Origin of the sequence: Bacillus sp. AP8 (genome assembly GCF_000321185.1) — a bacterium.
GTDB classification, from domain to species: Bacteria; Bacillota; Bacilli; order Bacillales; family DSM-1321; genus Bacillus_AD; species Bacillus_AD massilioanorexius.
On the sequence record NZ_CAPG01000038.1, the window covers coordinates 190,197 to 211,859 of the forward strand.

A 21,663-nucleotide genomic window follows, 5' to 3' on the forward strand; every position below is an offset into this window, starting at 1 on the left:
TAAAACAGATTATATTTTTTTATCTTTACTTCTAAATAATAATAGTAAAAACAACAAACTTACATACCCGAATAATGGATATAAAAATGATAATAACTTTCCGTATTGGATAGTGCTTATCAATAAGGCTCCCAATAGTAAGCTAATAAAAATCAACATACTATTAATTGGAACATATTCTTTTATTGGCTTTTCTAATCCAAAAACATTTCCAACTAATGAAGTGAAAATTTCTCCATAAATAACGATGATAAATATCCAATACAAAGGTGCTGCGGCATGCTTCATCAATTCAGCACTAGGAATATCATACTCGGAAATATTTTGTAAAGTAATCAAAGATAAATGGCTCGTTAGAAGAATTAGTGTTAAAAATAAACCTCCAATTATGCCTCCAAGTTTAATAATTGAGCGATCCTTAATTTCATATGCTACTGGTACTAGCACTGCCTGAGCAAGTGCTAAGTTAAATGCCGTATACAAAAAAGGAGAAATAATAACTTTCAAATTACGTATATCACTCGATACATAAAAAAAATAATCTATATAATACGGATTTCCAATCCCTTGAAAAAAGAGTAAAAAACTAAACGTAATCATCGATGGAACAACTAACATATTGACCATGAATAAGCCTTTTATGCCTCTATGTAAAACGAAAAGAGCGACTACAATGGTAATCAAAACACCCGCCATTTTTGATAATCCAATTTGTTCTTCAAAAACGGCACCAGCACCAGAAAGCATAACTGCTGTTACTCCAAATAACATAATAAAGAAGAGTATATTTACAAATAGTCCATACTTTTTTCCAAATAAATGTTGATTTAATTCTTGATATGATTTTGCTTCTATACTTACAGCTAACAACATAATTTTAGTACCCATTACAATAAATAAATATCCTGCGAGCAATATGCCTAATAGACCATAAAATCCATATTGTGAAAAAAACTCTACAATTTCTCTCCCAGTTGCAAATCCTGCTCCAACGACGGTTCCAATATAAACTGCCGCTATTTGTAGTGCTCCTGATAATCTCGAAAGCATGCCAAGCCCCTCCTTGCCACATTATATGAAACAAGTGAAGAGAATAGACAAGCTAACCGAAATTAAATGTATTTTTATATATCAGATTTAACAAAGCAAACCCATATCGTTCACAGCTCACCACATAAGGCAGATAATATAAAATCAGTTAGTGGATATAAATGTAATCTTTGTTATAATAATATATGAATTTTTACAACATTTTAAAATATTATAAATAGAGAGAATACAAACGGTTATACTCTTCAAAGGATGATACTCAAGTGGACATTATACGAAAAAACGTCTTACTATATACTGTCATAATAATTATTCCTACCATCATTGCAATTCTCATTTTCACACAGGTTCTAGAATCAGAAAAAAAAATGAACGTAAAAAATGAATCGCTAGAATTAGGAAAACTTCATCAACAATATATAGAAACTCTTATTAAAGAAACCAATAAAAGCCTTGATATTCTTTCTATCGTAGCTATGGATATGGTAACGGACACGAAACAAATCGAAAAATTACTTATTCAGACAAAAAAAACAGATAAGCGCTATGGGGATCTTTATTTCGTAGGAGCTGATGGGGTTTTAAAAGCAGGGTCGACAAGCATTTATAATGGCATAAAAGTTAAAGATAGTTATGTAAAGGCTTGTACAGATTTAAAAAAAACGTATGTTTCTAGCAAAAAAGAAACAGATACCAGAAATCAAGATTTCTTCTTTATTTGTAAACCAATATTGAAACAACATGATGAAATTCTAGGTTACATTATCGTCCAACTCAGACTAGATTATATAAAAAACGTCTTAGAACTTCTTACACCAAATACAGAAATGAAATTAACAGATAACCAAAATCACAATATCCTATCAATTAATAGTGATAAGAAAGATAATAATTTTCAGGAAACGATTCCTTTTGAAGAAGTCTCGTGGACATTACATATTTCTAGCTCTACTAAAGACGTCGATATCAACACAAATGCATTATTAAAATTTATTATCCTCTTTTTAATTATTACGCATATTATTTTTCTTGCAGTTCAATTGATCCTTTTAAATCGTGATGCTGCAAAACAAAAGAAAGACTATGATAACCAAAAATTAAAAATGATCGGGACTCTCGCAGCTACTACAGCACATGAAATAAAAAATCCTTTAACAGGAATAAAAGGGTTAGTTCAGCTTCTTAGTGAAAAATATAATGATTCTAAAGATCAAATGTATTTCTCTATAATACAAAAAGAAATTACCCGAATTAATGAGATTGTTAGTGAATTTTTAGTATTAGGGAAGCCAAGTGTTCATCAGTTAGATGTTGTAGATCTTTGTAAGGTCATTAAAGAGATTCAGCCTGTTATTGAAAGTGAAGGAGTCACATACTCAGTCAATCTTAAAGTTCATCTCCCAGACGAACCAGTATATATAAATTGTATAACGGATCAAATAAAGCAAGTCATCATCAATATCGCTAAAAATAGTTTTGAAGCATGTAAACCAGGTATGACAGTATCTTTAAATGTTGTAAAAAACAAAAAGAACGTTCTTCTCGCAATTGCAGATCAAGGAGCTGGTATGTCAAAGGATACATTACAAAAAATATTTGAACCATTTTTCACAACCAAAAATTATGGCACTGGGTTAGGATTGTTCCTATGTAATAGAATTATTACACAACTAAATGGAACGATATCCGTTCATAGTAAACAAAATGAAGGAACAACCATTTGTATATCGTTGCCTTTATCAGAGCTACCATTGCAAGAAGTTTAGTTATAAATCTTAATTTATTCGATAATTAAAAAGGAATGACATATTCCCAAGATTTGAGGTAGGTAAAATTGAATATGAACAATACTGCTTTGAAACTCGAAAAAGCCCAAAACCAACCTGCGTATAAATTTCTATTAATTATTGGCCTTTGTCATTTGTTGAACGATTCCTTACAAGCAGTTGTACCAGCTATGTTTCCTATTCTAGAAAGAGACTTACTATTATCATTTACTCAACTAGGAATTATAGCCTTTGCATTAAATATAGTCTCCTCTCTTATGCAACCGTTGATTGGATGGTATACCGATAAAAAACCGTTCCCCTATGCTTTACCAATGGGCTTGTTTTGTTCAATGATTGGAATGATTCTTTTAGCTATTGCACCAGCATATTCAATTATCATTATTTCTGTGATCTTAATTGGAATCGGTTCAGCTGTTTTTCACCCTGAAGGTTCCCGTGTAGCCTTTATGGCTGCAGGATCTAAAAGAGGCTTAGCACAATCGATATATCAAGTAGGAGGAAATATCGGTCAAGCGTTAGCGCCGCTTATTACGGCTCTTATTTTGATACCTCTTGGTCAAATAGGTGGTCTATCCTTTGCCCCAATTGCATTTATTGCCGTACTTTTACTACTATATATTGCTAACTGGTACTCTATACAAATAAAAGCAAATCCACCTATAAAGAAAAAAAGTAAGAAAGAATCAAAAGTGACAAAAAAAATTATAGTAGCGCTCATCATTATTCTATTTGTTATATTCGCAAGATCTTGGTATATTTCTGCGATGACTAACTTTTTTTCATTTTATCTAATTCAGCAATATGAATTTTCCATTAAAATGGCTCAAGTCTACCTATTTACTTTTTTAATTGCTGGAGCTATAGGTACGTTTTTTGGAGGACCACTGGCAGACAAATTCGGTAAGAAAACCATAATTATACTTTCTATGCTAATCTCAGCACCAATGACCGTTATTCTTCCTTATGTATCGCCATTTTTATCTTTTGTTCTTTTGTTTATAATTGGATTTATTATCATGTCTAGTTTTTCTGTTACAGTTGTGTACGCCCAAGAACTTGTTCCAGGAAAAATAGGAACAATGGCTGGTCTAACTGTAGGTTTAGCATTTGGCATGGGGGCTATTGGTTCAATAGCAATTGGTGGAATGGCTGATTCACTTGGACTTATTGCTACCATAAAAATAATGGGATTTTTACCTGTACTAGGTTTACTAAGCTTTCTATTACCTTCTGATCATAGATTTCAATAAAAACAATATATCATTTATACAATAAGAGTACATTCTATATAATTACGCTTAAAAAAGATCAACTAAAAAAATGATTATCATAATTTATTCACGTCTTTCATATACTTAATAACACAGTATTGGCTAGTAGAGTTTTACATACATCTAGATTTTAAATATGGAACAACAAACCTACCAAAGTGTTATATTAGCATTATTAAATGGAAACGATATGCTCATACATCTACTGTAAAGGAATAATACTAATACAAACATAAAGGCGTCTCGAAAGTGACTAACAATCACGTTTGAGACTGCCTCTTTTTGTACAAGCAAATTTATGAAAGATCGGAGTTCATTATGAGTAATGTAATAATCGGTAGTGTTCTTTCTGCCATGTCCACTGGCTTAGGTGCTTTAATTATTCTATTTGTATCTAACACCTTCACTCATCGCTTTCGAGACATTTTATTAGCTTTTACTGCAGGAATTATGATGTCTGCATGTATGATGGGATTAATACCCGAAGCCTTAGCACAAGGGGGATTTATACCTCTATGTATTGGAATTTATGCAGGGGTAATTACACTTACATTTTTAGAAAGTAACATTCCACATATTGATGTTAATCACTCAAATAATCATATTCAATTCGACGAAAAAGCCATATTAATTATTTCTGCCATAACACTACATAATATTCCTGAAGGCCTCTCAGTTGGCGTAAGTTATGCATCTACATCAAGTGATACGGGTAATCTTATAGCCTTTGCTATTGGCTTGCAAAACGCGCCTGAAGGCTTTCTAATCGCATTATTTCTTATCAACTTAAACATATCCAAATTTAAAGCCTTTCTTATTGCCACCTTGACTGGATCAATAGAGATTGTTACAGCATTAATAGGCTATTTTCTAACAACTTATGTGGAGAATCTCGTTCCATTCGGATTAGCTTTTGCTGCTGGTGCCATGCTTTTCATCATTTATAAAGAATTAATCCCAGAAAGCCATGGAGACGGAAATGAACGAGCCTCCACCTATTCATTTATTATCGGTTTATTAGTTATGATTCTTTTACTCGGAATGTAATAACAGCACTTAAAGAATCCCATATTGAAATTCATTATTTCGGAAATGATTTTTAAACTTATTCATGGGACTATAATAATCTATTTTGCTTTTTTGCTTTTTTGTATATACAAGATGAATATTTAATAAGCGATCTAAATCCTGACTATTTTGAATCGTTAACTCATGAGTTAACCCTAATTGCTTAGCGGTATATTCCATTTCCTCTCTTTTTCTCTGTATCGCGTACTCTATGTCATGTAACAGCTTCTCTTCCATGATATTTGTAACTTCCTTCCTAACTCTTTTTATTATCTATAGGATTATTACAAACTTTTCTAAAAATGTAAATAGAATCGCAAATGTAGACAAAATAAGAAGCAAATCATCTTTCAAAAACCTTTTTTTCGACAGTCTTCAACGTCATTTTTTACCATTATCTACCCGCCCTCTTTAACTCTCTACTTGTACTATAACTTACATAAAAGCATCGTTATCCTTCTACTAAATCATTTTGTCTAGGTAGTAAAATAGTGAAGGTCGTTCCTACGCTTTCTGCGCTTTCTACTTCAACAATTCCCTCATGCTCTTCGATTATTTTATAACTTACCATTAACCCAAGACCTGTACCTCTTTCCTTCGTCGTATAAAAAGGTTCTCCTAGTTTCTTTAACCTTTCTTTTGAAATACCAATACCTTCATCCGTTATCGATACTTTAATAAAGCGGTCATCAAAGATTTCTGTTACTACAGTAATCGTACCACCTTCATTCATAGATTCCATTGCATTTTTTATAATATTTATAAAAACCTGCTTAAGTTGATTCGGTTCACAAAAAATATTCAAGCCTTGTTTTGATAGATTCGTAACAAAAATAATATTGTATAACAATGCCTCTGCACTTAATAAATCAATCGTTTCCTTAACAATCACATTAATATTTTTCTCTTCATACTGTAGCGCTTGTGGCTTTGCTAAAATCAAAAATTCAGTAATAATCGTATCGATCCGTTTTAACTCTGACATAATAATGCTAAAGTAAGATGTAAAGTCTTCTTTTACACTGCATTGCAACAGTTGAATAAATCCCTTCAATGCTGTCATCGGATTTCTTATTTCATGAGCAATTCCTGCTGCAAGTTCACCAACTACGGTTAGAGTATCTGATTTTCTTAACCGTTCCTGAATTTCTAATTCTTCCGTTACATCCTCAATAGCCGTTATATTTAAGCCAGAAACTAAATTTTTCTTTGAAGTAAACTCTAAGTACTTCGTTTTACCACTTTTAAATACAAAAGGAATAATCTCTTCAACCGCCTTTGTCTTTCTAGCTTTATCTATTTTTTTAAACATTTTATCTAAACTATGTCGATTCTCCGGGACCTTTTCAATTATTTGTTTTATTGTCGTCCGCAAAATCTTTTCTTTTGTATATTCGAGAATTTGTAATCCTGCTTCATTTATATCGACAATCTTATTATCTTTCCACAAGATTAATCCAACAGACAACTCATCAAATATTTTCCGAAAATGATTCTCACTCTTTCTTAGCATTATTTCCATATTGTATCTTTCGGTTACATTCCGATAAATTGTGACATTGAAATTTAATTCTGAAAGTTTTTTACTTGTAAACTCTAGTAATTTTTTTTGACCATTTCCCATTCGGAAAAACATCTCTTCTCGAACTGACCCTTTCTTACTAAAAGTTTCAAACATATTGCGATACTTTTTATTCTTTTTAAGAATAAAATCTACAGGATTCATTCCGATTAATTGTTCTCTTGGTAATTCAAATATTCTACAGGCAACTTCATTCACTTCAAATATCATACCATTTCGATCAGTTAGTACTATTGCATCATTTGCTTCATCAAAAATACATGTAAATAACTCATTATTCATATTCGATTTTAAGGGGTTAAGCTTAGTTTCTGTTATATTTCTCAACAGACAGATAACCTGCTGCTTCTGCACATTATTATAGAGATGATACTTAAATATTATATTTTTTTTACCTATGCAGAATTCCACTACACCCGATGATCTACCTGACTTTATCGCTATGTCCCAATTTTCTTGGATCTTTTTAGTAGCATCTATATGGATTAGACTACAAAAATCATTTTTAATAAAATATTTCCTTGGAAATTCTACAATTTTCAAAAAAGCATCATTCACATCAGCAATTGTTCTATTATGATGACAAACAATAATCCCCTCATTAATTTGTTGATAGGCATTTAAATACGAGGAATTCATTCGATTTTTTTTATGTTTGGTTAATACAAATACTTCTTTAATAGAAAAAAAGTAATGGCCATTTGAATACAAAGCTGAAAAAGTTAGTTTTAAGTATTCACCCAATGAGTTATTTATAACCCATTCATCTTTTATACTACCCTCGCATTTTATTTGACTAATTTGTTCAAGAAACAGTTGCTCATTTATTTGTCCTAAAAGAGCATATAAATGCTTCCCAATAAACTCCTGTTTATGAATACGAAATACTTCACACGCCCTTATATTTACATCAATAATCTCTAAATGGTCATTCGTAATGAATAAGCCTTCTTGAGAAATTTGAAAAAAATTCTGATACAAATTCAACTGATCACTACTTTTCATACAGGATTCTTCATCCGACATTTAATCTCCCCCAACCCTATATCCACCTCAAAATTTACATTATATTATAATTCTACATTTTTATGTATATTCCTATTTTTTTTGCAAAATGGGACTATTTTCATAAAAATCTTTCGAGAGTCATTAATCTCTTTTATTAGGTTGATTAGAATTATGAGTAAAAAAATTGGTATAAATGATTTGTGGAAAACTAAATATATATACTTCCCTAATAGATTATTCTTATCGTAAAATATCGACATTTTTATCAGAAGATAACATTAAAAAAAGAACGGTCTATTCATATAAAAATTCCATGAATAGACCGAGTGTTAAATCGTTATTCAATTTTTAGGCTGTTTTCTAAATGATTGTTTTTTTACATAAGTTCGCTATATAAGATTAATATAAAAAGGTCGATTGAAGCAGAATTTAACTCAGCCTATTCAGAGTTTGTACATAGGTAACAAGTTATGCGAAAACACTTTTTATTAACTAAATATTTTTTTCTACAATAGTCTTCATCTTCCTGGTGATTTACAACCTATAAATCACACCTACACCAGATTTTAATAGACCTTTTTTCTAAAAGAGAGGACTAACAACGTAATCGCTAGTAATAGACTAACGCTAAATAATATCACAGGTAAAACAAAAATATAAGCATAGATCAAAAGTAAAAAAGAAGCAATTTCTATCATAATGAGTATCAAGCCTATGACGAAAAACTTAATATTTTGCTGTCTAATGCTAACCCATAACTGTATTATAGCTATATTAGGTATCAAGATAATTAACAACGCCAAAAAACCGTCAATTGAAAAAATCGTTGTACTCGCAAATAATGAAAAAAAGGCAACTGGTATTGTAGTAATATTTAAAGCAATAAAAGCAATTGCCCAAATCAGATAATATAAAAATTTATTCATCTCTATCAATTCCTTTAATTTTGTATTGTTAAACCAATTGATGCATTCTTAATAAATGGTAAGCCTTCTAGTTTTTTTAAATCACTTCCTTTTCCTGAAACAACTGCACCAATAATGGATATTTTTGAGGTGTCTAATGAACCATTCGTAGTTATTTTCTTTTTAAGTGTTTTTAATTCCTCATCAGCTCGTCGATATTTACTAGCTATTTGAAGATTTTCATAAAAAAGAGAGTAAGGATTTTCTAATGAAGTCCCGTCGTTCGCTAACATAGAGATACCTATTACCTCATTTTCATATAGAAACTGTTGTTCATTAGATAACTCATCCAATACCTCTGAAGGATAATCATTCACCCAGAGCCAATTAACCAATACATTATCAGGCAACATTTCTTCAACTTCAGAAACAGAATAAGAGCTGTCGAATGAGAGAGCAATTTCTGCATTACTATTATCCTTAAGTTTCGAAAATTCTTGAGAGTACTTGTTATATTTCACATCAGGATGAGCAAAGCGTAATAATTTCTGACCATTATATCTGTATTTATCAAGATTTCTTTCTATAAAATACTCCATTTGATTATATTTATTTTTTATTGTCTTTACTTGAATAGGTATACCATTAATAAATTTGAATATCGGAGCTGTTGCATGAGAACCTAGTAACTTTACTTCTTCATCCCACGGACCTACAAATGTATTTGCCCCATAAATCTCATTAATTGATTGTTCTTTAATCATTTCTCTATTCAATATAAAAGGTGTTAATTGCCATTTTATTACAGATAACATAAGAAGAGTAATCGTTGTCACAAGTATGTTCGTTATAATCATCCGCTTAAGACTGTTCGACTTTGCTTTTTTTATTAAGTCCGTCTGCTTTGGTGAAAATAAATCATCCAAATCTTGTTCATCATTATTCATATGTGTTCCTCCATAATTTCTTAAACTCGAGCCGAGCTCGATATAATAACGTTCGAATAGTCTCCTTTTTCATATCTAGAAAAGAAGCAATTTCATCATAAGAAAGATCTAATTCATATTTTAATAAGAGCAGTTGAGCATAACTTGGCTTCATTTGATTGATAATACCTTTTACTTCATCCGCATTTTCTTTTTTTATTAGCCATTCATCCCCCTCTTCATGATTGATAAAATGTTCAAGAAACGATTCGTCAATTTCAACATGAATTTGCCTTTTCTTTTTATTGCAAAGGTTATAGTATTCATTCACCGCCACTTTAAATAGCCAAGCGTTTGGATTAGAATGCGTCATGTGAATTTCATACGTCATGGCTTTATAAAAAGTATTTTGTACAATATCTTCCGCATCCTGAAGAGATGCTCCGTTTTTCATTAAGTAATTACGAATCATATCATATTTGGTCAGGTATAATTGCTCTAAAAAATAATTGTTCATATGATGGCCACCCGTTTTTACTCCTTTCACTTATATAACAAATGAGATGAAAAATAGTATACAAATTTTTTTATTTACGAAAAAAAATTCTTGTGGAATTTGATATGTATGATTTGTAAAAATTTATCCATGTTAATACTCTTTTAAGAACCTCGTTCTCTAACCATTTCTTTTATTCTTTATATTTTAATCATTTTCTATGTTTTCCTAACTGTTGCCTATCCTCCATTAACCATTTCATTAACGAAATAAACATATGGCATAAAAAAAGCTGAATGAAAAGTCTTCATTAATGACCTTACAATCAGCTTTAATTGAACTTATTATATTAAATTCTATAAATGAGGATTTTCATGCTTTACTAAAAGCTTTTGCCATCTTTTCTCAACTTCTTGATTAAAATCTTCAAGTAAGTCCTTGTTCTCTTCTTTTAATAAGTGCTTGGATTTCCCCATGTACTTCAGCCAATCTTCCAATGGAATTCGTTTCTTTCTAGCTTCAGGGTTATACGTGATTGTTGTTTCACCTTGTTCTACTTCATAAAGCGGGAAGAAGCATGAATTAACCGCCGCTTCCATAATCGTATTTCCATAACGATCTTCTGATTTCCAATTTAACGGACAAGTAATTAAAAGCTTACCATACACAGTACCTACATTTTGAGCATACCATTGAGCTTTTGCAGCTTTCTTGATTAAATCTTGTGGAAATGCTTCAGAGCCAGTAAATACATAAGGAATATTTGTTGCTGCCATAATTTGCGCAGTATCCTTATGATGGAACGCTTTACCTTTTTGCGTTTTACCTACATTTGTTGTACTTGTCATATGTCCAAAAGGAGTAGAATATGACATTTGCGAACCAGTATTCATATAACCTTCATTATCATATTCAAGCATGATCACTTTGTGGTTTCGTAAAGCTGTTCCGATAGCAGAACCCATACCGATATCCATACCACCATCACCCGTAACCATAATAAATGTTACATCATCCGCCACATCAATCTCTCCACGATTTTTCATTTCAAAAAACGCTTCAACCGTTCCCGAAAGTGTTGCTGGACCATTTTGAAATAAATTATGAATCATAGATTGTTTATGTGATGAATATGGATATGCAGTGGTAACTACATAAGCACAACCCGTTTGGAAAAGAACAACAATATCTCCTTCAATACCTTTAAAGAACAATTCTAATCCTGAGAATATACCGCATCCCGGACATGCTCCATGACCTGAGGCTAAACGTTTTGGTTTTCCCATTAATGAACGTACTGGTGGGATTTTCACTTTTAGTTTACCAGTGTCCTCTTGTTCAACGTGAATGAGCCCTGACTTATAAGCCTCTCCATGCAATGGCTCTATGACTGGCTCTAGTACAGATTGTTCCTTTCCTGGATTACAACCATAATAATCAAATGGAATTGGTGCATAACCTAATTCTTTCGCTTCAATTGCACTTTGGAAGAACGCTAATGCATCCTCTGTATAAAAATCTTTACCGCCTAAACCAAAGACACGACTTAACACGATTGTCGTATTATTTTTATCTTCTTGAAGAGCAGACTTAATTTCATGAGTTAAATTCGGTCCATTCGCACCGTATGAATCTGCTCGTTCTCCAACTAATAAGGTTTTAACTCCCTTTAACGCTTGACGTATTTCTTCTGCTGGGAAAGGTCGAATCATATTTGGACTTACAACACCCGCTTTAATCCCCTGTTTTCTTAATTGATCAACAGCATCCTTAGCCGTCTCAGCCGCAGAATTCAATAGGAAAAGAGCCACTTCAGCATCTTCCATTTGATAAGTGTTGATAACACTATAATTTCTGCCAGATATCTTACCATATTCAGCAGCGACTTGTTTATACACATCATGTGCAGCATACATTGCTTGTGATTGCTGGTAATGATTATTCATTAAATCATCACCATTCATATGCGCACCAATTGTAACTGGTTTTTTTGGATCACGTACAAAATGATAGTCAGTTGGACATGGTCCTACAAAATCTTGAACGACATTTCTATCTTTAAAATACTGTACTCTTCTTTTTTGATGTGAAGTAAAGAAACCATCGTAAGCCACAATAACAGGTAATCTTACTTTTGAATTCTCGGCAATTTTTAATGCCATGATATTCATGTCATAGACCATTTGTGGTGTACTCGCCGTCAAAATAACCCAGCCTGTATTTAAAGCGAAATATAAATCCGAATGATCTCCACGGATATCTAATGGCCCACTAATTGAACGAGTAACTAGATTCATAACCATAGGAAAACGAGTTCCTGATTGTACCGGAAGCTGCTCTAACATATACATTAATCCATTAGCACTAGTTGCATTAAAGACACGAGCCCCTGTTACTGCAGCTCCGTAACAAATACCAGCAGATCCATGTTCTCCATCAGCTGCAATTAAGGTGATATCATGTTGACCTCTTGTTTTCATAGCATCAAGTAGCTGTGCAATCTCTGTAGAAGGCGTAATTGGAAAATATCCCATAATATGATAATTAATTTGCGCAGCAGCTAGTGCAGCCATTTCATTTCCGGATTCAAAGGTCGTTTCTTGAGCAATATCCAAACCTTTAACGATATCTTTTTCTAATAAACTCATTACTTAGCACCTCCACACACATAAGGAAAGGATTGCTTAACAGTATGTTCATCTGCATAAGTCATGTCCTCTCTCATCTCTGATAATGATCCCGTTGGGCATGCCTCCACACATTTTAAACAGCCTTTACAATATTGATAATCAATTCCTTTTAAGAACATATTTTTTCGACCTCGTTTGTCCTCTCCTTCTTCCCAAACAAAACAATAATCTGGACAAACCATATCACAAGCCGCACAGTTAATACATGTATCCTTATTTAAAGAAGGCAAGAAACCTTGACGTGAAGCACTCATATCTTTCAAAATACTATTACCTTGAGCAATGATAACTCCACCCATTGTTTGTGTTTCATAGCCAAACGGAGTATTTTTCTTTTCAAATGGAATATTTGATTCCGAGTGATTATTTTCAAACTTTTTAAAAACAACTTCGTTATAACCTCTATCAAAAGTTCTGATATTCGATTCAACTAAATGAGGATATTTTTTTTCAAATGTTTTACGGATAATCACACGCATTGCTTCTGGATCTAAAAAGTCACAAATTCTAAATAAAGCACCTAACATGGCTGTATTTACTTTTGTTTTTTCTTCAACCGCTATTCCTAAAGCATCAACTAAAGCTAGTGTTCCTTTTGACATATTAAGATCATTTTTTACAGTCTCAAAATCTCTTGTCGAGTTTACAAGAACAACACCATTGGATCTTAATCCATTCAAAACATCAACCATTTTATATAGTGCTTCATGAAAAACACCAATAACATGTGGTTCTTCAATTGGACTGTGATCACGTATTTCTACATCTGAATCACAAAAACGTATAAAACTTTTTACTGGTGAGCCTTTTTTTTCTGAACCATAAGATGAGAAATTACAGCCATTTAATCCTAGCCCTAATACTCCGGCCTCAGCCAGCATTTTCCCTGCTAAATTTGCACCTAATCCCCCAATTGATTCTAAACGAATCTCAAAAAAACCAAGATCGTTTTTTTGTGGTAATAAAGACATATTTCCCCCTCCAAACATTAAAATATGGATATCTTTTTTATTTCTATAAATGACAGCCGTACAACTAAAATACACACTCCGAAAAAAATAGATTATTGCTCCATTTTATGAGAAATAGGATAAAAAATCTGTGACAAATATCAAAAATATTTATTTTTTATTGGTACACATAGAAAATTTTTGAATTTAAACCCACAAACAAACTGATGTAAACGCTTACTAAAAAATGAAACAGTTATAATAACATTTTGAAACAGATACCTTTTTCAAAACTTTTGCATGATTTTTAGCATTTTTTTGTTAAACCTATATCATAAGAAATTTTCAAAGAAGAAGGGGCCGCCTGAAAAGCGATAATAAATCATTTTCCAGACAACCCCTTCTTATTTATTTATCTTCTTTAATGGTATAGTTATTTTTTGACTCATCCTTAATTATTTGAAATTTAGGTTGTTCTGTATAGATATTAGTCTTTTTCTTTTTTCTTTCTATTATTAACCTTAAATCTCTTGCTCGGTTTATTTTTACTGCAATACTCTTTTCCTTCATATTAAGAAGAAATGTATGTCCATGGCTAAAATATATCATTGTTTGATTCTGGCTTACTTTGTTGACTTTCTCTACATGATGCTCCGCAAACCATACACATTCTCTAGATTTCATGGATGATGTAGGAAACCAATAACCTATTTCATCGCTAATTTTAACGGGAACCATATTTTTTCTTCCTAAATGAAATTTTGTTGAATTTATAGCTCCTCGAAGATCTCCTCCAAAGATTAAGAGTGTATATTCCAAAATTTTTAATGGACTCATTTTCACCAATAACTTTTTTTGACCTTCAATCACCATTGAATACAAATTACCATGATTATCCGTATACGGTATAATGCTAATCGTGTCTTTACTTAAACAATAGCTTTCGCTACTACTCATACTATCTTTCCTCCTTTTTAGTAAAAATTATTTATTTCCATAAATCGCTAAAAAGGGATATACTAACAATAAGTTGGTATATCCAACTGTTCCTTCCCTTAAGCAATCGTTTCGACTGGAATGCTTAAGGGATTCAATCCTCTTATTTTCACATTACTATTCACCTCCCTTATTCATCATTTCACCACAAACAAAAATAGGTAATTACTCACACAAAAAGAATGCTTCTAGAAATAAGACAATATAGCATCATTCTTATGATGTATTTCATAAAAATGAATTATGAAGTATGTATATTCGGAAAAAATTAATATATTTTTAAGAATTTTTGTTCTATTAAGCGAAGTCTTTGGTTTGTTTTAATACTAGAGGTATGAAAAGTCGTCATTTCCGTTGATTATTCGAGGTGTTAAACATTTTGTAGTTAGTAACTGTATAAATTTTCACTCATGATAGGTTTATTAAACTTACAAAAATATACAATATTTATTCGACATTTATATTTTGATTATTACAATTTATTACTTTTTTGTAAATATATTTTACTATATTTTCCTTTTATTTCGTCAACCAAAATTACTTTTTAAATAAGTAAAAATACCTAAGTATTTACATTTTATCGAAATAGAGTATAATAAGATATTTTCTTTAATGCTATACTTCCATTTTCTTGCTTATTATTGCTAAGTTTCACCTATTCCTTTATAAAAGTCGCAGTGAAATAAATTTCATATAAAAGACACATATTATTTTTACTACTCTATTTCAATATGCTCCATCTTTCTTTCCACATTCTAATATCCTTTATTGTTTCATAATATAGGTTTCAGACTATACTATGATAAAATACTATCGAGTTCGCCACAGAAAGGAGTCTACCTATAATATGAAAATTATCGCCGCAACATTGAATGCCAAATATATTCATACTAGCTTGTCAATACGATACCTTAAGGCATATGCTGCTCCTGAATACGATGTAGAAATAGCTGAATATACAATCAAAGATCCTATTATTAATATCGTAACTGATTTATATAATAAAAAACCTGATGTCATCGGTTTTAGTTGTTATATTTGGAATATTGAAGAAACGATAAAAGTTGTTCACCTATTAAAGAAAATCGATCCAAATATCAAAATTATATTTGGAGGTCCTGAAGTCTCTTACGATGTAGAAGAATGGATAGAAAAAATTCCAACGGTAGACTATTTCGTAATAGGTGAAGGTGAAAAGATATTTAAACAGCTATTAACCTACTTGAATGGAAATGAAAATATTTCAAATATTAACGGAATTGCGTATATGGAAAACGGCAAAAAAATAATGAAGCTTCCAAATGAAAAACTTAACTTAAAAGAAATTCCATCTCCTTATCGTTTTTCCGAAGACCTTGCAAGCTTATCTAAACGAGTAGTGTATATCGAGACGAGTAGAGGATGTCCATTCAATTGTCAATTTTGCTTATCCTCTATTGAAGTTGGAGTAAGATATTTTGATCGAGAAACAATTAAAGAAGATATACGCTTCTTAATGAAAAATGGAGCCAAAACGATCAAATTTGTTGATCGTACATTTAATATAAGCCGCAGCTATGCTATGGAAATGTTTCAATTTTTGATTGACGAGCACTTACCCGGTAATGTATTCCAATTTGAGATTACTGCGGATATTATGAGACCAGAGGTTATTCAATTTTTAAATGACAATGCTCCAGCTGGATTATTCCGTTTTGAAATTGGCGTACAATCAACGAATGACTATACAAATGAGCTAGTAAAAAGAAAACAAAATTTTGAAAAACTAACTCGAACAGTAACCATGGTTAAAGAAGGTGGTAAAATTGATCAGCATCTTGATTTAATTGCTGGTTTACCTGAAGAAAATTATGATTCCTTTAAGAAAACCTTTAATGATGTTTTTGCTTTACAGCCAGAAGAGCTACAATTAGGCTTTCTTAAAATGCTGAGAGGAACAGGTCTTAGAATTCAAAGTAAAGAATATGGATATATTTTTAGTGACTATGCGCCTTATGAAATTGTCGCTAATAAGGTTTTATCATTTGAAGATATCATTAGAATTAAACAAGTAGAAGACGTATTAGAAAAATATTGGAATGACCATCGTATGGATAAAACCATTCATTATTTAACTGGTAAGGTCTTCCCTACACCATTCGACTTTTTTCAGGACTTCGGCTCATTTTGGGAAGAAAAAGGCTGGTCAAAAATAGGTCATCAACTTGAAGATCTATTTAGAAGATTACAACTTTTTCTTAAAGAGCTTCATATTGAAGAAAATAATCGAATCATTGATCTGATGAAATATGATTATTTAGCAAGTCAAAAGTATAAACCAAGAAGCACCTGGTGGGAGCCTATCTTAACAAAAGAAGAAAAAGCGCAAATTTATAAGAAGATTTTTGAATCTCCAGACGTACTTGGAACTGAATTTATGAGTCTTCATTTAAGTGAAAGAGATTTGTACAAGCATACTATGTTAGAAAAAATTTCAACAAAGACTGACGAAAATAACACAAATTCCTTTTTACTTGCATATTTCAGTCCAACAGGAGATGGTAGTAAGGTATTTTCTGCTAATATTTAAAATTCAAAAAGCTGTCACAAGTTAAATGAGATAGTATTTTAGAACCATTATCCTTTTCAGCATTTTCACTCTAATCCACCATCCGAAACCTTGTTAAACTATTGTTTTAACAAGGTTTTTTATACAAAAATTCAAAATAAACATTTTATTCTGATAAAATAAACGCACTTCTTTATAACTATTAAATTAACATTTTTAACCTATTTTCTCTTATTAACCTTTTCACAATGTAAATAAAATCAACTAATATTTCCCAATTATACCCTTCGTAAAATTGTCACAAATTCTAATTGTTTGTAATTTCTTAATGAAGTTAATATAGTTTAATTTGGGGTATGAGTATAGAGAAACATTATACCTAAATAGTTACAACATCGATCAACAATGTTTAGTTATGATCATTAACAATGAACAGATCTATATTGTAGCTATTGCATTCTCTAAATGGGGAATTCATTATTGAATAATTATTACTTAAGAAAGGGGTACAAGCATGAAAACGAAATTGGCACTCATCACTTCTTTTCTCTTAGCAACTGTCTTACTTTCTGGTTGTGAGAGAGCTGTGGTATTCAGACCTAATGGTCCAGTTTCCGAAATGTTGTCTAAAACCATCAACACTTCGGCAATAATCCTATTCGCAATATTAGCGATTGTCTGTGCATTATTCGCCTTTATGTTAATTAAGTACAGAGCTTCAAAACAACCAAAGGATTACGAGCCTCCACATATGGAAGGTAGTAAAGCATTAGAAATTACGTGGACTGCAATTCCAATCGTAATCGTAATTTTTCTTTCTGTTATTACAGTTAAAACAACATATCAGCATGAAGGTACACCAAAGGGTTATGAAAATGACAAACCATTGGTTATTTACGCAGCATCTTCAGATTGGAAATGGCATTTTAGCTATCCTGAAGAAGGAATTGAAACAGTTAACTATGTGAATATGCCAATAGACCGTCCAGTAGAATTCCGTATCTACTCTTTTGGTCCAATTTCAAGTTTATGGATTCCACAACTTGGTGGACAAAAATACGGAATGAGTGACATGGTTACCAAAGTAACTTATGTTGCAGAAACTCCGATGTCAATGGAAGGTAAAAACTCTAGCTTTACAGGTAAAGGTTTTGCAAAAATGCATTTCGAAGCATTATCTATGACAGCTAAAGATTTTGACCAATGGGTTCAAGATGTAAAAGAGAATGAACCTAAACTTACAGAAAAGAAATTTAATAAATTACTAGATACAGACTTTGTCGGTAGACAATCTTATTCTTCTACTCACTTAGATTTTAGCCCTCCTCCAGAAGGAAGAAATTCATCACATAATCATGGTGATAGTGAAGATACTGATATGCCTGAAGATATGGACATGGATTCACAAGATCATTCAGAACATTAAAATGATTGTTTCATATCAAAAGTATCACCAAAATACAGCTTTTAAGAAAGGAGCTACTCAAAGTGAATGTGAAATGGGAAGATTATTTTCTTTTTTTACACGGTGATCCATTTATTATCGCAGCAACGATTAGTATTGTAATTGGCGGTATAGCAGTAGTTGCTGGACTCACCTATTTTAAAAAATGGCGCTGGTTGAAAGATGAATGGCTTACAACCGTCGATCATAAACGAATCGGCATTATGTACATTTTTGTTGCATTAATTATGTTGTTCCGTGGTGGAGTAGATGCAATAATGATGAGAGCTCAAACAGCAATTCCTGAAAATGGACTGTTAGATCCTCAACATTATAATGAAATTTTTACAACACACGGCTTAGTTATGATTATCTTTATGGCAATGCCATTCGTTATCGGACTAATGAATATCGTTATTCCTTTACAAATTGGTGCACGTGACGTTGCATTTCCATATTTAAATGCTGTAAGCTTCTGGCTATTCGTTGCTGGATGTATATTATTAAATGTTTCATTTATTTTCGGTGGATCTCCTGATGCTGGATGGACTTCTTATTTCCCACTAGCAAGTGAGCAGTTCAGTCCGACAGTAGGAACAAACTATTATAGTTTATCACTGCAAATTTCTGGTCTTGGTACGATGATAACCGGTGTTAACTTTATCACTACAATCCTTAAAATGCGTGCACCTGGTATGACATTAATGAAAATGCCAATGTTTACATGGTCTATTTTAATTACATGTATCATTATCCTTTTCGCTTTCCCTGTTCTAACAGTTGCATTAGCTATGATGATGTTTGACCGTTTATTTGGAACTCAATTCTTTACAATGACTGATGGCGGTATGGATATGCTTTGGGCCAACCTTTTCTGGGTATGGGGTCACCCTGAAGTTTATATCGTTATCTTGCCTGCATTCGGTATTTTCAGTGAAGTTATTTCAACTTTCGCTAGAAAAAACCTGTATGGTTATAAATCGATGGTTATTAGTATGGTTGCCATTTCACTTCTATCATTCACTGTATGGGTTCACCATTTCTATACAATGGGTCAAGGAGCACTGGTTAACTCATTCTTCTCGATTACAACAATGTTAATCGCAGTACCTACCGGTGTAAAAATCTTTAACTGGTTAGCAACACTTTATAAAGGTAAGATTGAAATTACGACGCCAATGCTATACTCATTAGCCTTCATTCCGATCTTCACACTTGGAGGAATAACTGGAGTTGCATTAGCAATGGCAAGTGCAGATTATCAATATCATAATACGCTATTCTTAGTAGCTCATTTCCATTATGTATTGATTCCTGGTACAGTATTCGCTGTTTTAGCTGGTATGTACTACTGGTGGCCATTATTGTTTGGTTTCAAACTGAACGAAAAACTTGGAAAAACTGCATTTTGGTTTATCGCCATTTTCTTCAACGTAACATTCTTACCATTATTCTTCTTAGGATTAAATGGTGCAACACGTCGTATGAGTACTTACTCAGCGGAAACAGGATACGGTCCTTTACAATTGCTATCTTTCATCGGTGCACTTGGTTTAACAGTTGGTTTCCTAATTCTAGTATACGGAATCTACTGGAGCATTCGTTACGAGCCACGTTTAACGAAAGCTGATCCATGGAATGCTAGAACACTAGAATGGAGCACAGGCATGCCAGTTCCTTTCTATAACTTTGCTAGAGTACCAACAATTAATAGTGTTGAAGCATGGTGGGATCATAAAAAAGGTAAACATAAATTATTTGCAGATGGGCCTAATGAAGAAATTCATATGCCAAGTAACAGCTTTGTACCTTTTGTTATGGCAATGGCTTTCACAGGTGCTTCATTCTGTTTAATTTTTAGTTGGTGGATTCCAGCAATTATCTTTGCTATTCCAATTCCATTCTGTTTATTTGCACGTTCATTCAGCAAAGATCATGGATATCATGTGAAAGTCAAAGAAATTGAGGAAATCGAAAGCAAATTATTGCGAGGTGATAAGTAATGAAAATAGATACCTCTCTACCACTTGAATATAGTACAGAAGAAAATCGCTTGAAGATTTTTGGTTTTTGGATTTTCCTAGGTGCGGAAATTGTTCTTTTCGCTACTCTATTTACTGTATACTTTATTATGCAAAATCGTACTGGCTCTGGTCCTACTGGAGAAGAAATTTTCAAAATTTCTGGGGTACTTTGGGAAACTTTCATTCTCTTAACAAGTAGTTTTACAATTGGTATTGCCATTCATGCTATGCGTATGGGCATGAAGAAAGCAATGATGAATATGCTTGCTATTACTTTAGTTCTTGGCGCAGCGTTCGTCGGTATAGAAGTATATGAGTTTTTCCACTATGTACATGAAGGTGCTGCAATAACAACAAGTGGATTTACATCAAGCTTATTATTAACACTTGGTACACATGGAGGACACGTAACATTCGGTTTATTCTGGGGAATTGCTATTTTAATGCAATTTGCGAAACAAGGAATTAATGCTCGCACTGCCAATAAAGCCTTTATCTTCTCTCTTTACTGGCATTTTCTAGATGTTGTATGGATTTTCATCTTTAGCTTTGTATATTTGAAAGGACTGATGTAAGATGGCGAAGTTATTTCCAAGAGCTCATGTAATAGGTTTCTTGTCTTCAATTATTTTAACACTTGCCGCTTTCTCAGTTATTACTCTTGACCTTTCGTACGCAGCTGAGATGGCAATTTTACTTGTAACTGCTGTAATTCAGGCAAGTTTACAATTATTCTTATTCATGCATATCGGTGAATCTGATGATAAAAAAGATTTATACATCAATATCGCCTATGCTGTATTCGTTGGATTGGTTACAATTCTTGGATCAATTTTTGCATTGGTTTGGGGATATTAATCTACCGAATAAGAGGGTGTTCCAGAAGCTCTGCATCTGGAACACCCTCTTTCTTTT

At 32.3% G+C, this 21,663-nt stretch carries 17 protein-coding genes; 8 read left to right on the forward strand and 9 right to left on the reverse strand.

All coding sequences use genetic code 11. The features are described from left to right. Positions 1–9: 9 nt before the first annotated feature. A complete protein-coding gene (locus tag BN349_RS11705; RefSeq protein ID WP_019242506.1) occupies positions 10–1,050 on the reverse strand; it encodes a YkvI family membrane protein in 1,041 nt (346 codons plus the stop codon). 263 nt (positions 1,051–1,313) lie between these two features. On the opposite strand from BN349_RS11705, the gene BN349_RS11710 reads away from it, so the two are divergent. The 3 genes from BN349_RS11710 (at position 1,314) to BN349_RS11720 (ending at position 5,158) form a co-directional block, all read left to right on the forward strand. Next, the gene (locus BN349_RS11710) at positions 1,314–2,816 is read left to right on the forward strand and encodes a PAS domain-containing sensor histidine kinase (RefSeq protein ID WP_019242507.1); all 1,503 of its coding nucleotides are present in this window, start codon (positions 1,314–1,316) and stop codon (positions 2,814–2,816) included. A gap of 74 nt (positions 2,817–2,890) precedes the next feature. Next, entirely contained in the window at positions 2,891–4,090 is a 1,200-nt protein-coding gene (locus tag BN349_RS11715) for an MFS transporter (protein ID WP_026089288.1), read from the forward strand. A 339-nt stretch (positions 4,091–4,429) separates the two neighbouring features. Further along, positions 4,430–5,158, forward strand: coding sequence for a ZIP family metal transporter (locus BN349_RS11720; protein WP_019242509.1), 729 nt, complete (start codon positions 4,430–4,432; stop codon positions 5,156–5,158). A 9-nt stretch (positions 5,159–5,167) separates the two neighbouring features. Here BN349_RS11720 and BN349_RS26900 read toward each other — a convergent pair whose 3' ends face one another. From BN349_RS26900 to BN349_RS11760, 8 genes are all read right to left on the reverse strand, one after another. Beyond that, entirely contained in the window at positions 5,168–5,416 is a 249-nt protein-coding gene (locus BN349_RS26900; RefSeq protein ID WP_019242510.1) for an aspartyl-phosphate phosphatase Spo0E family protein, read from the reverse strand. 214 nt (positions 5,417–5,630) lie between these two features. Then, entirely contained in the window at positions 5,631–7,787 is a 2,157-nt protein-coding gene (locus BN349_RS23855; RefSeq protein ID WP_019242511.1) for a PAS domain S-box protein, read from the reverse strand. 548 nt (positions 7,788–8,335) lie between these two features. After that, on the reverse strand, positions 8,336–8,695 hold the full coding sequence (locus tag BN349_RS11735; RefSeq protein ID WP_019242512.1) for a hypothetical protein: 360 nt from the start codon (positions 8,693–8,695) through the stop codon (positions 8,336–8,338). A gap of 14 nt (positions 8,696–8,709) precedes the next feature. After that, positions 8,710–9,621, reverse strand: coding sequence for an anti sigma factor C-terminal domain-containing protein (locus tag BN349_RS11740; protein ID WP_019242513.1), 912 nt, complete (start codon positions 9,619–9,621; stop codon positions 8,710–8,712). Then, positions 9,614–10,117, reverse strand: a complete 504-nt coding sequence (locus tag BN349_RS11745) for an RNA polymerase sigma factor (protein WP_019242514.1) — start codon at positions 10,115–10,117, stop codon at positions 9,614–9,616. Before BN349_RS11745 ends, BN349_RS11740 begins: the two co-directional genes overlap by 8 nt. Positions 10,118–10,452: 335 nt before the next feature. Further along, a complete protein-coding gene (locus BN349_RS11750; RefSeq protein ID WP_019242515.1) occupies positions 10,453–12,744 on the reverse strand; it encodes a thiamine pyrophosphate-dependent enzyme in 2,292 nt (763 codons plus the stop codon). After that, positions 12,744–13,757 carry a 2-oxoacid:acceptor oxidoreductase family protein gene (locus tag BN349_RS11755; RefSeq protein ID WP_019242516.1) on the reverse strand — a complete coding sequence of 338 codons (1,014 nt, stop codon included), beginning with the start codon at positions 13,755–13,757 and terminating at the stop codon, positions 12,744–12,746. Before BN349_RS11755 ends, BN349_RS11750 begins: the two co-directional genes overlap by 1 nt. Before the next feature lie 387 nt (positions 13,758–14,144). Further along, positions 14,145–14,693: a competence protein ComK gene (locus BN349_RS11760; protein WP_019242517.1), complete on the reverse strand. Its 549-nt coding sequence runs from the start codon at positions 14,691–14,693 to the stop codon at positions 14,145–14,147. Positions 14,694–15,579: 886 nt separating this feature from the next. Here BN349_RS11760 and BN349_RS11765 point away from each other — a divergent pair. The 5 genes from BN349_RS11765 (at position 15,580) to qoxD (ending at position 21,606) form a co-directional block, all read left to right on the forward strand. Continuing rightward, complete coding sequence (locus tag BN349_RS11765) at positions 15,580–17,301, forward strand: B12-binding domain-containing radical SAM protein (protein WP_019242518.1); 1,722 nt, start codon at positions 15,580–15,582, stop codon at positions 17,299–17,301. Positions 17,302–17,794: 493 nt separating this feature from the next. After that, positions 17,795–18,706 carry a cytochrome aa3 quinol oxidase subunit II gene (gene qoxA, locus BN349_RS11770; RefSeq protein ID WP_019242519.1) on the forward strand — a complete coding sequence of 304 codons (912 nt, stop codon included), beginning with the start codon at positions 17,795–17,797 and terminating at the stop codon, positions 18,704–18,706. 62 nt (positions 18,707–18,768) lie between these two features. After that, positions 18,769–20,727, forward strand: a complete 1,959-nt coding sequence (gene qoxB, locus BN349_RS11775) for a cytochrome aa3 quinol oxidase subunit I (RefSeq protein WP_019242520.1) — start codon at positions 18,769–18,771, stop codon at positions 20,725–20,727. Continuing rightward, complete coding sequence (locus BN349_RS11780; RefSeq protein ID WP_019242521.1) at positions 20,727–21,323, forward strand: cytochrome (ubi)quinol oxidase subunit III; 597 nt, start codon at positions 20,727–20,729, stop codon at positions 21,321–21,323. The genes qoxB and BN349_RS11780 overlap by 1 nt, the downstream gene beginning before the upstream one ends. Position 21,324: 1 nt before the next feature. Further along, positions 21,325–21,606, forward strand: a complete 282-nt coding sequence (gene qoxD, locus BN349_RS11785) for a cytochrome aa3 quinol oxidase subunit IV (RefSeq protein ID WP_019242522.1) — start codon at positions 21,325–21,327, stop codon at positions 21,604–21,606. Positions 21,607–21,663: the final 57 nt, after the last annotated feature.

Excerpts from the sequence above, each read along its gene's own strand:
- BN349_RS11705 (WP_019242506.1), bottom strand. The coding sequence starts at position 1,050 with ATGCTTTCGAGATTATCAGGAGCACTACAAATAGCGGCAGTTTATATT.
- BN349_RS11715 (WP_026089288.1), top strand. The coding sequence starts at position 2,891 with ATGAACAATACTGCTTTGAAACTCGAAAAAGCCCAAAACCAACCTGCG.
- BN349_RS11720 (WP_019242509.1), top strand. The coding sequence starts at position 4,430 with ATGAGTAATGTAATAATCGGTAGTGTTCTTTCTGCCATGTCCACTGGC.
- BN349_RS26900 (WP_019242510.1), bottom strand. The coding sequence starts at position 5,416 with ATGGAAGAGAAGCTGTTACATGACATAGAGTACGCGATACAGAGAAAA.
- BN349_RS23855 (WP_019242511.1), bottom strand. The coding sequence starts at position 7,787 with ATGTCGGATGAAGAATCCTGTATGAAAAGTAGTGATCAGTTGAATTTG.
- BN349_RS11735 (WP_019242512.1), bottom strand. The coding sequence starts at position 8,695 with ATGAATAAATTTTTATATTATCTGATTTGGGCAATTGCTTTTATTGCT.
- BN349_RS11740 (WP_019242513.1), bottom strand. The coding sequence starts at position 9,621 with ATGAATAATGATGAACAAGATTTGGATGATTTATTTTCACCAAAGCAG.
- BN349_RS11745 (WP_019242514.1), bottom strand. The coding sequence starts at position 10,117 with ATGAACAATTATTTTTTAGAGCAATTATACCTGACCAAATATGATATG.
- BN349_RS11750 (WP_019242515.1), bottom strand. The coding sequence starts at position 12,744 with ATGAGTTTATTAGAAAAAGATATCGTTAAAGGTTTGGATATTGCTCAA.
- BN349_RS11755 (WP_019242516.1), bottom strand. The coding sequence starts at position 13,757 with ATGTCTTTATTACCACAAAAAAACGATCTTGGTTTTTTTGAGATTCGT.
- BN349_RS11760 (WP_019242517.1), bottom strand. The coding sequence starts at position 14,693 with ATGAGTAGTAGCGAAAGCTATTGTTTAAGTAAAGACACGATTAGCATT.
- BN349_RS11765 (WP_019242518.1), top strand. The coding sequence starts at position 15,580 with ATGAAAATTATCGCCGCAACATTGAATGCCAAATATATTCATACTAGC.
- qoxA (WP_019242519.1), top strand. The coding sequence starts at position 17,795 with ATGAAAACGAAATTGGCACTCATCACTTCTTTTCTCTTAGCAACTGTC.
- BN349_RS11780 (WP_019242521.1), top strand. The coding sequence starts at position 20,727 with ATGAAAATAGATACCTCTCTACCACTTGAATATAGTACAGAAGAAAAT.
- qoxD (WP_019242522.1), top strand. The coding sequence starts at position 21,325 with ATGGCGAAGTTATTTCCAAGAGCTCATGTAATAGGTTTCTTGTCTTCA.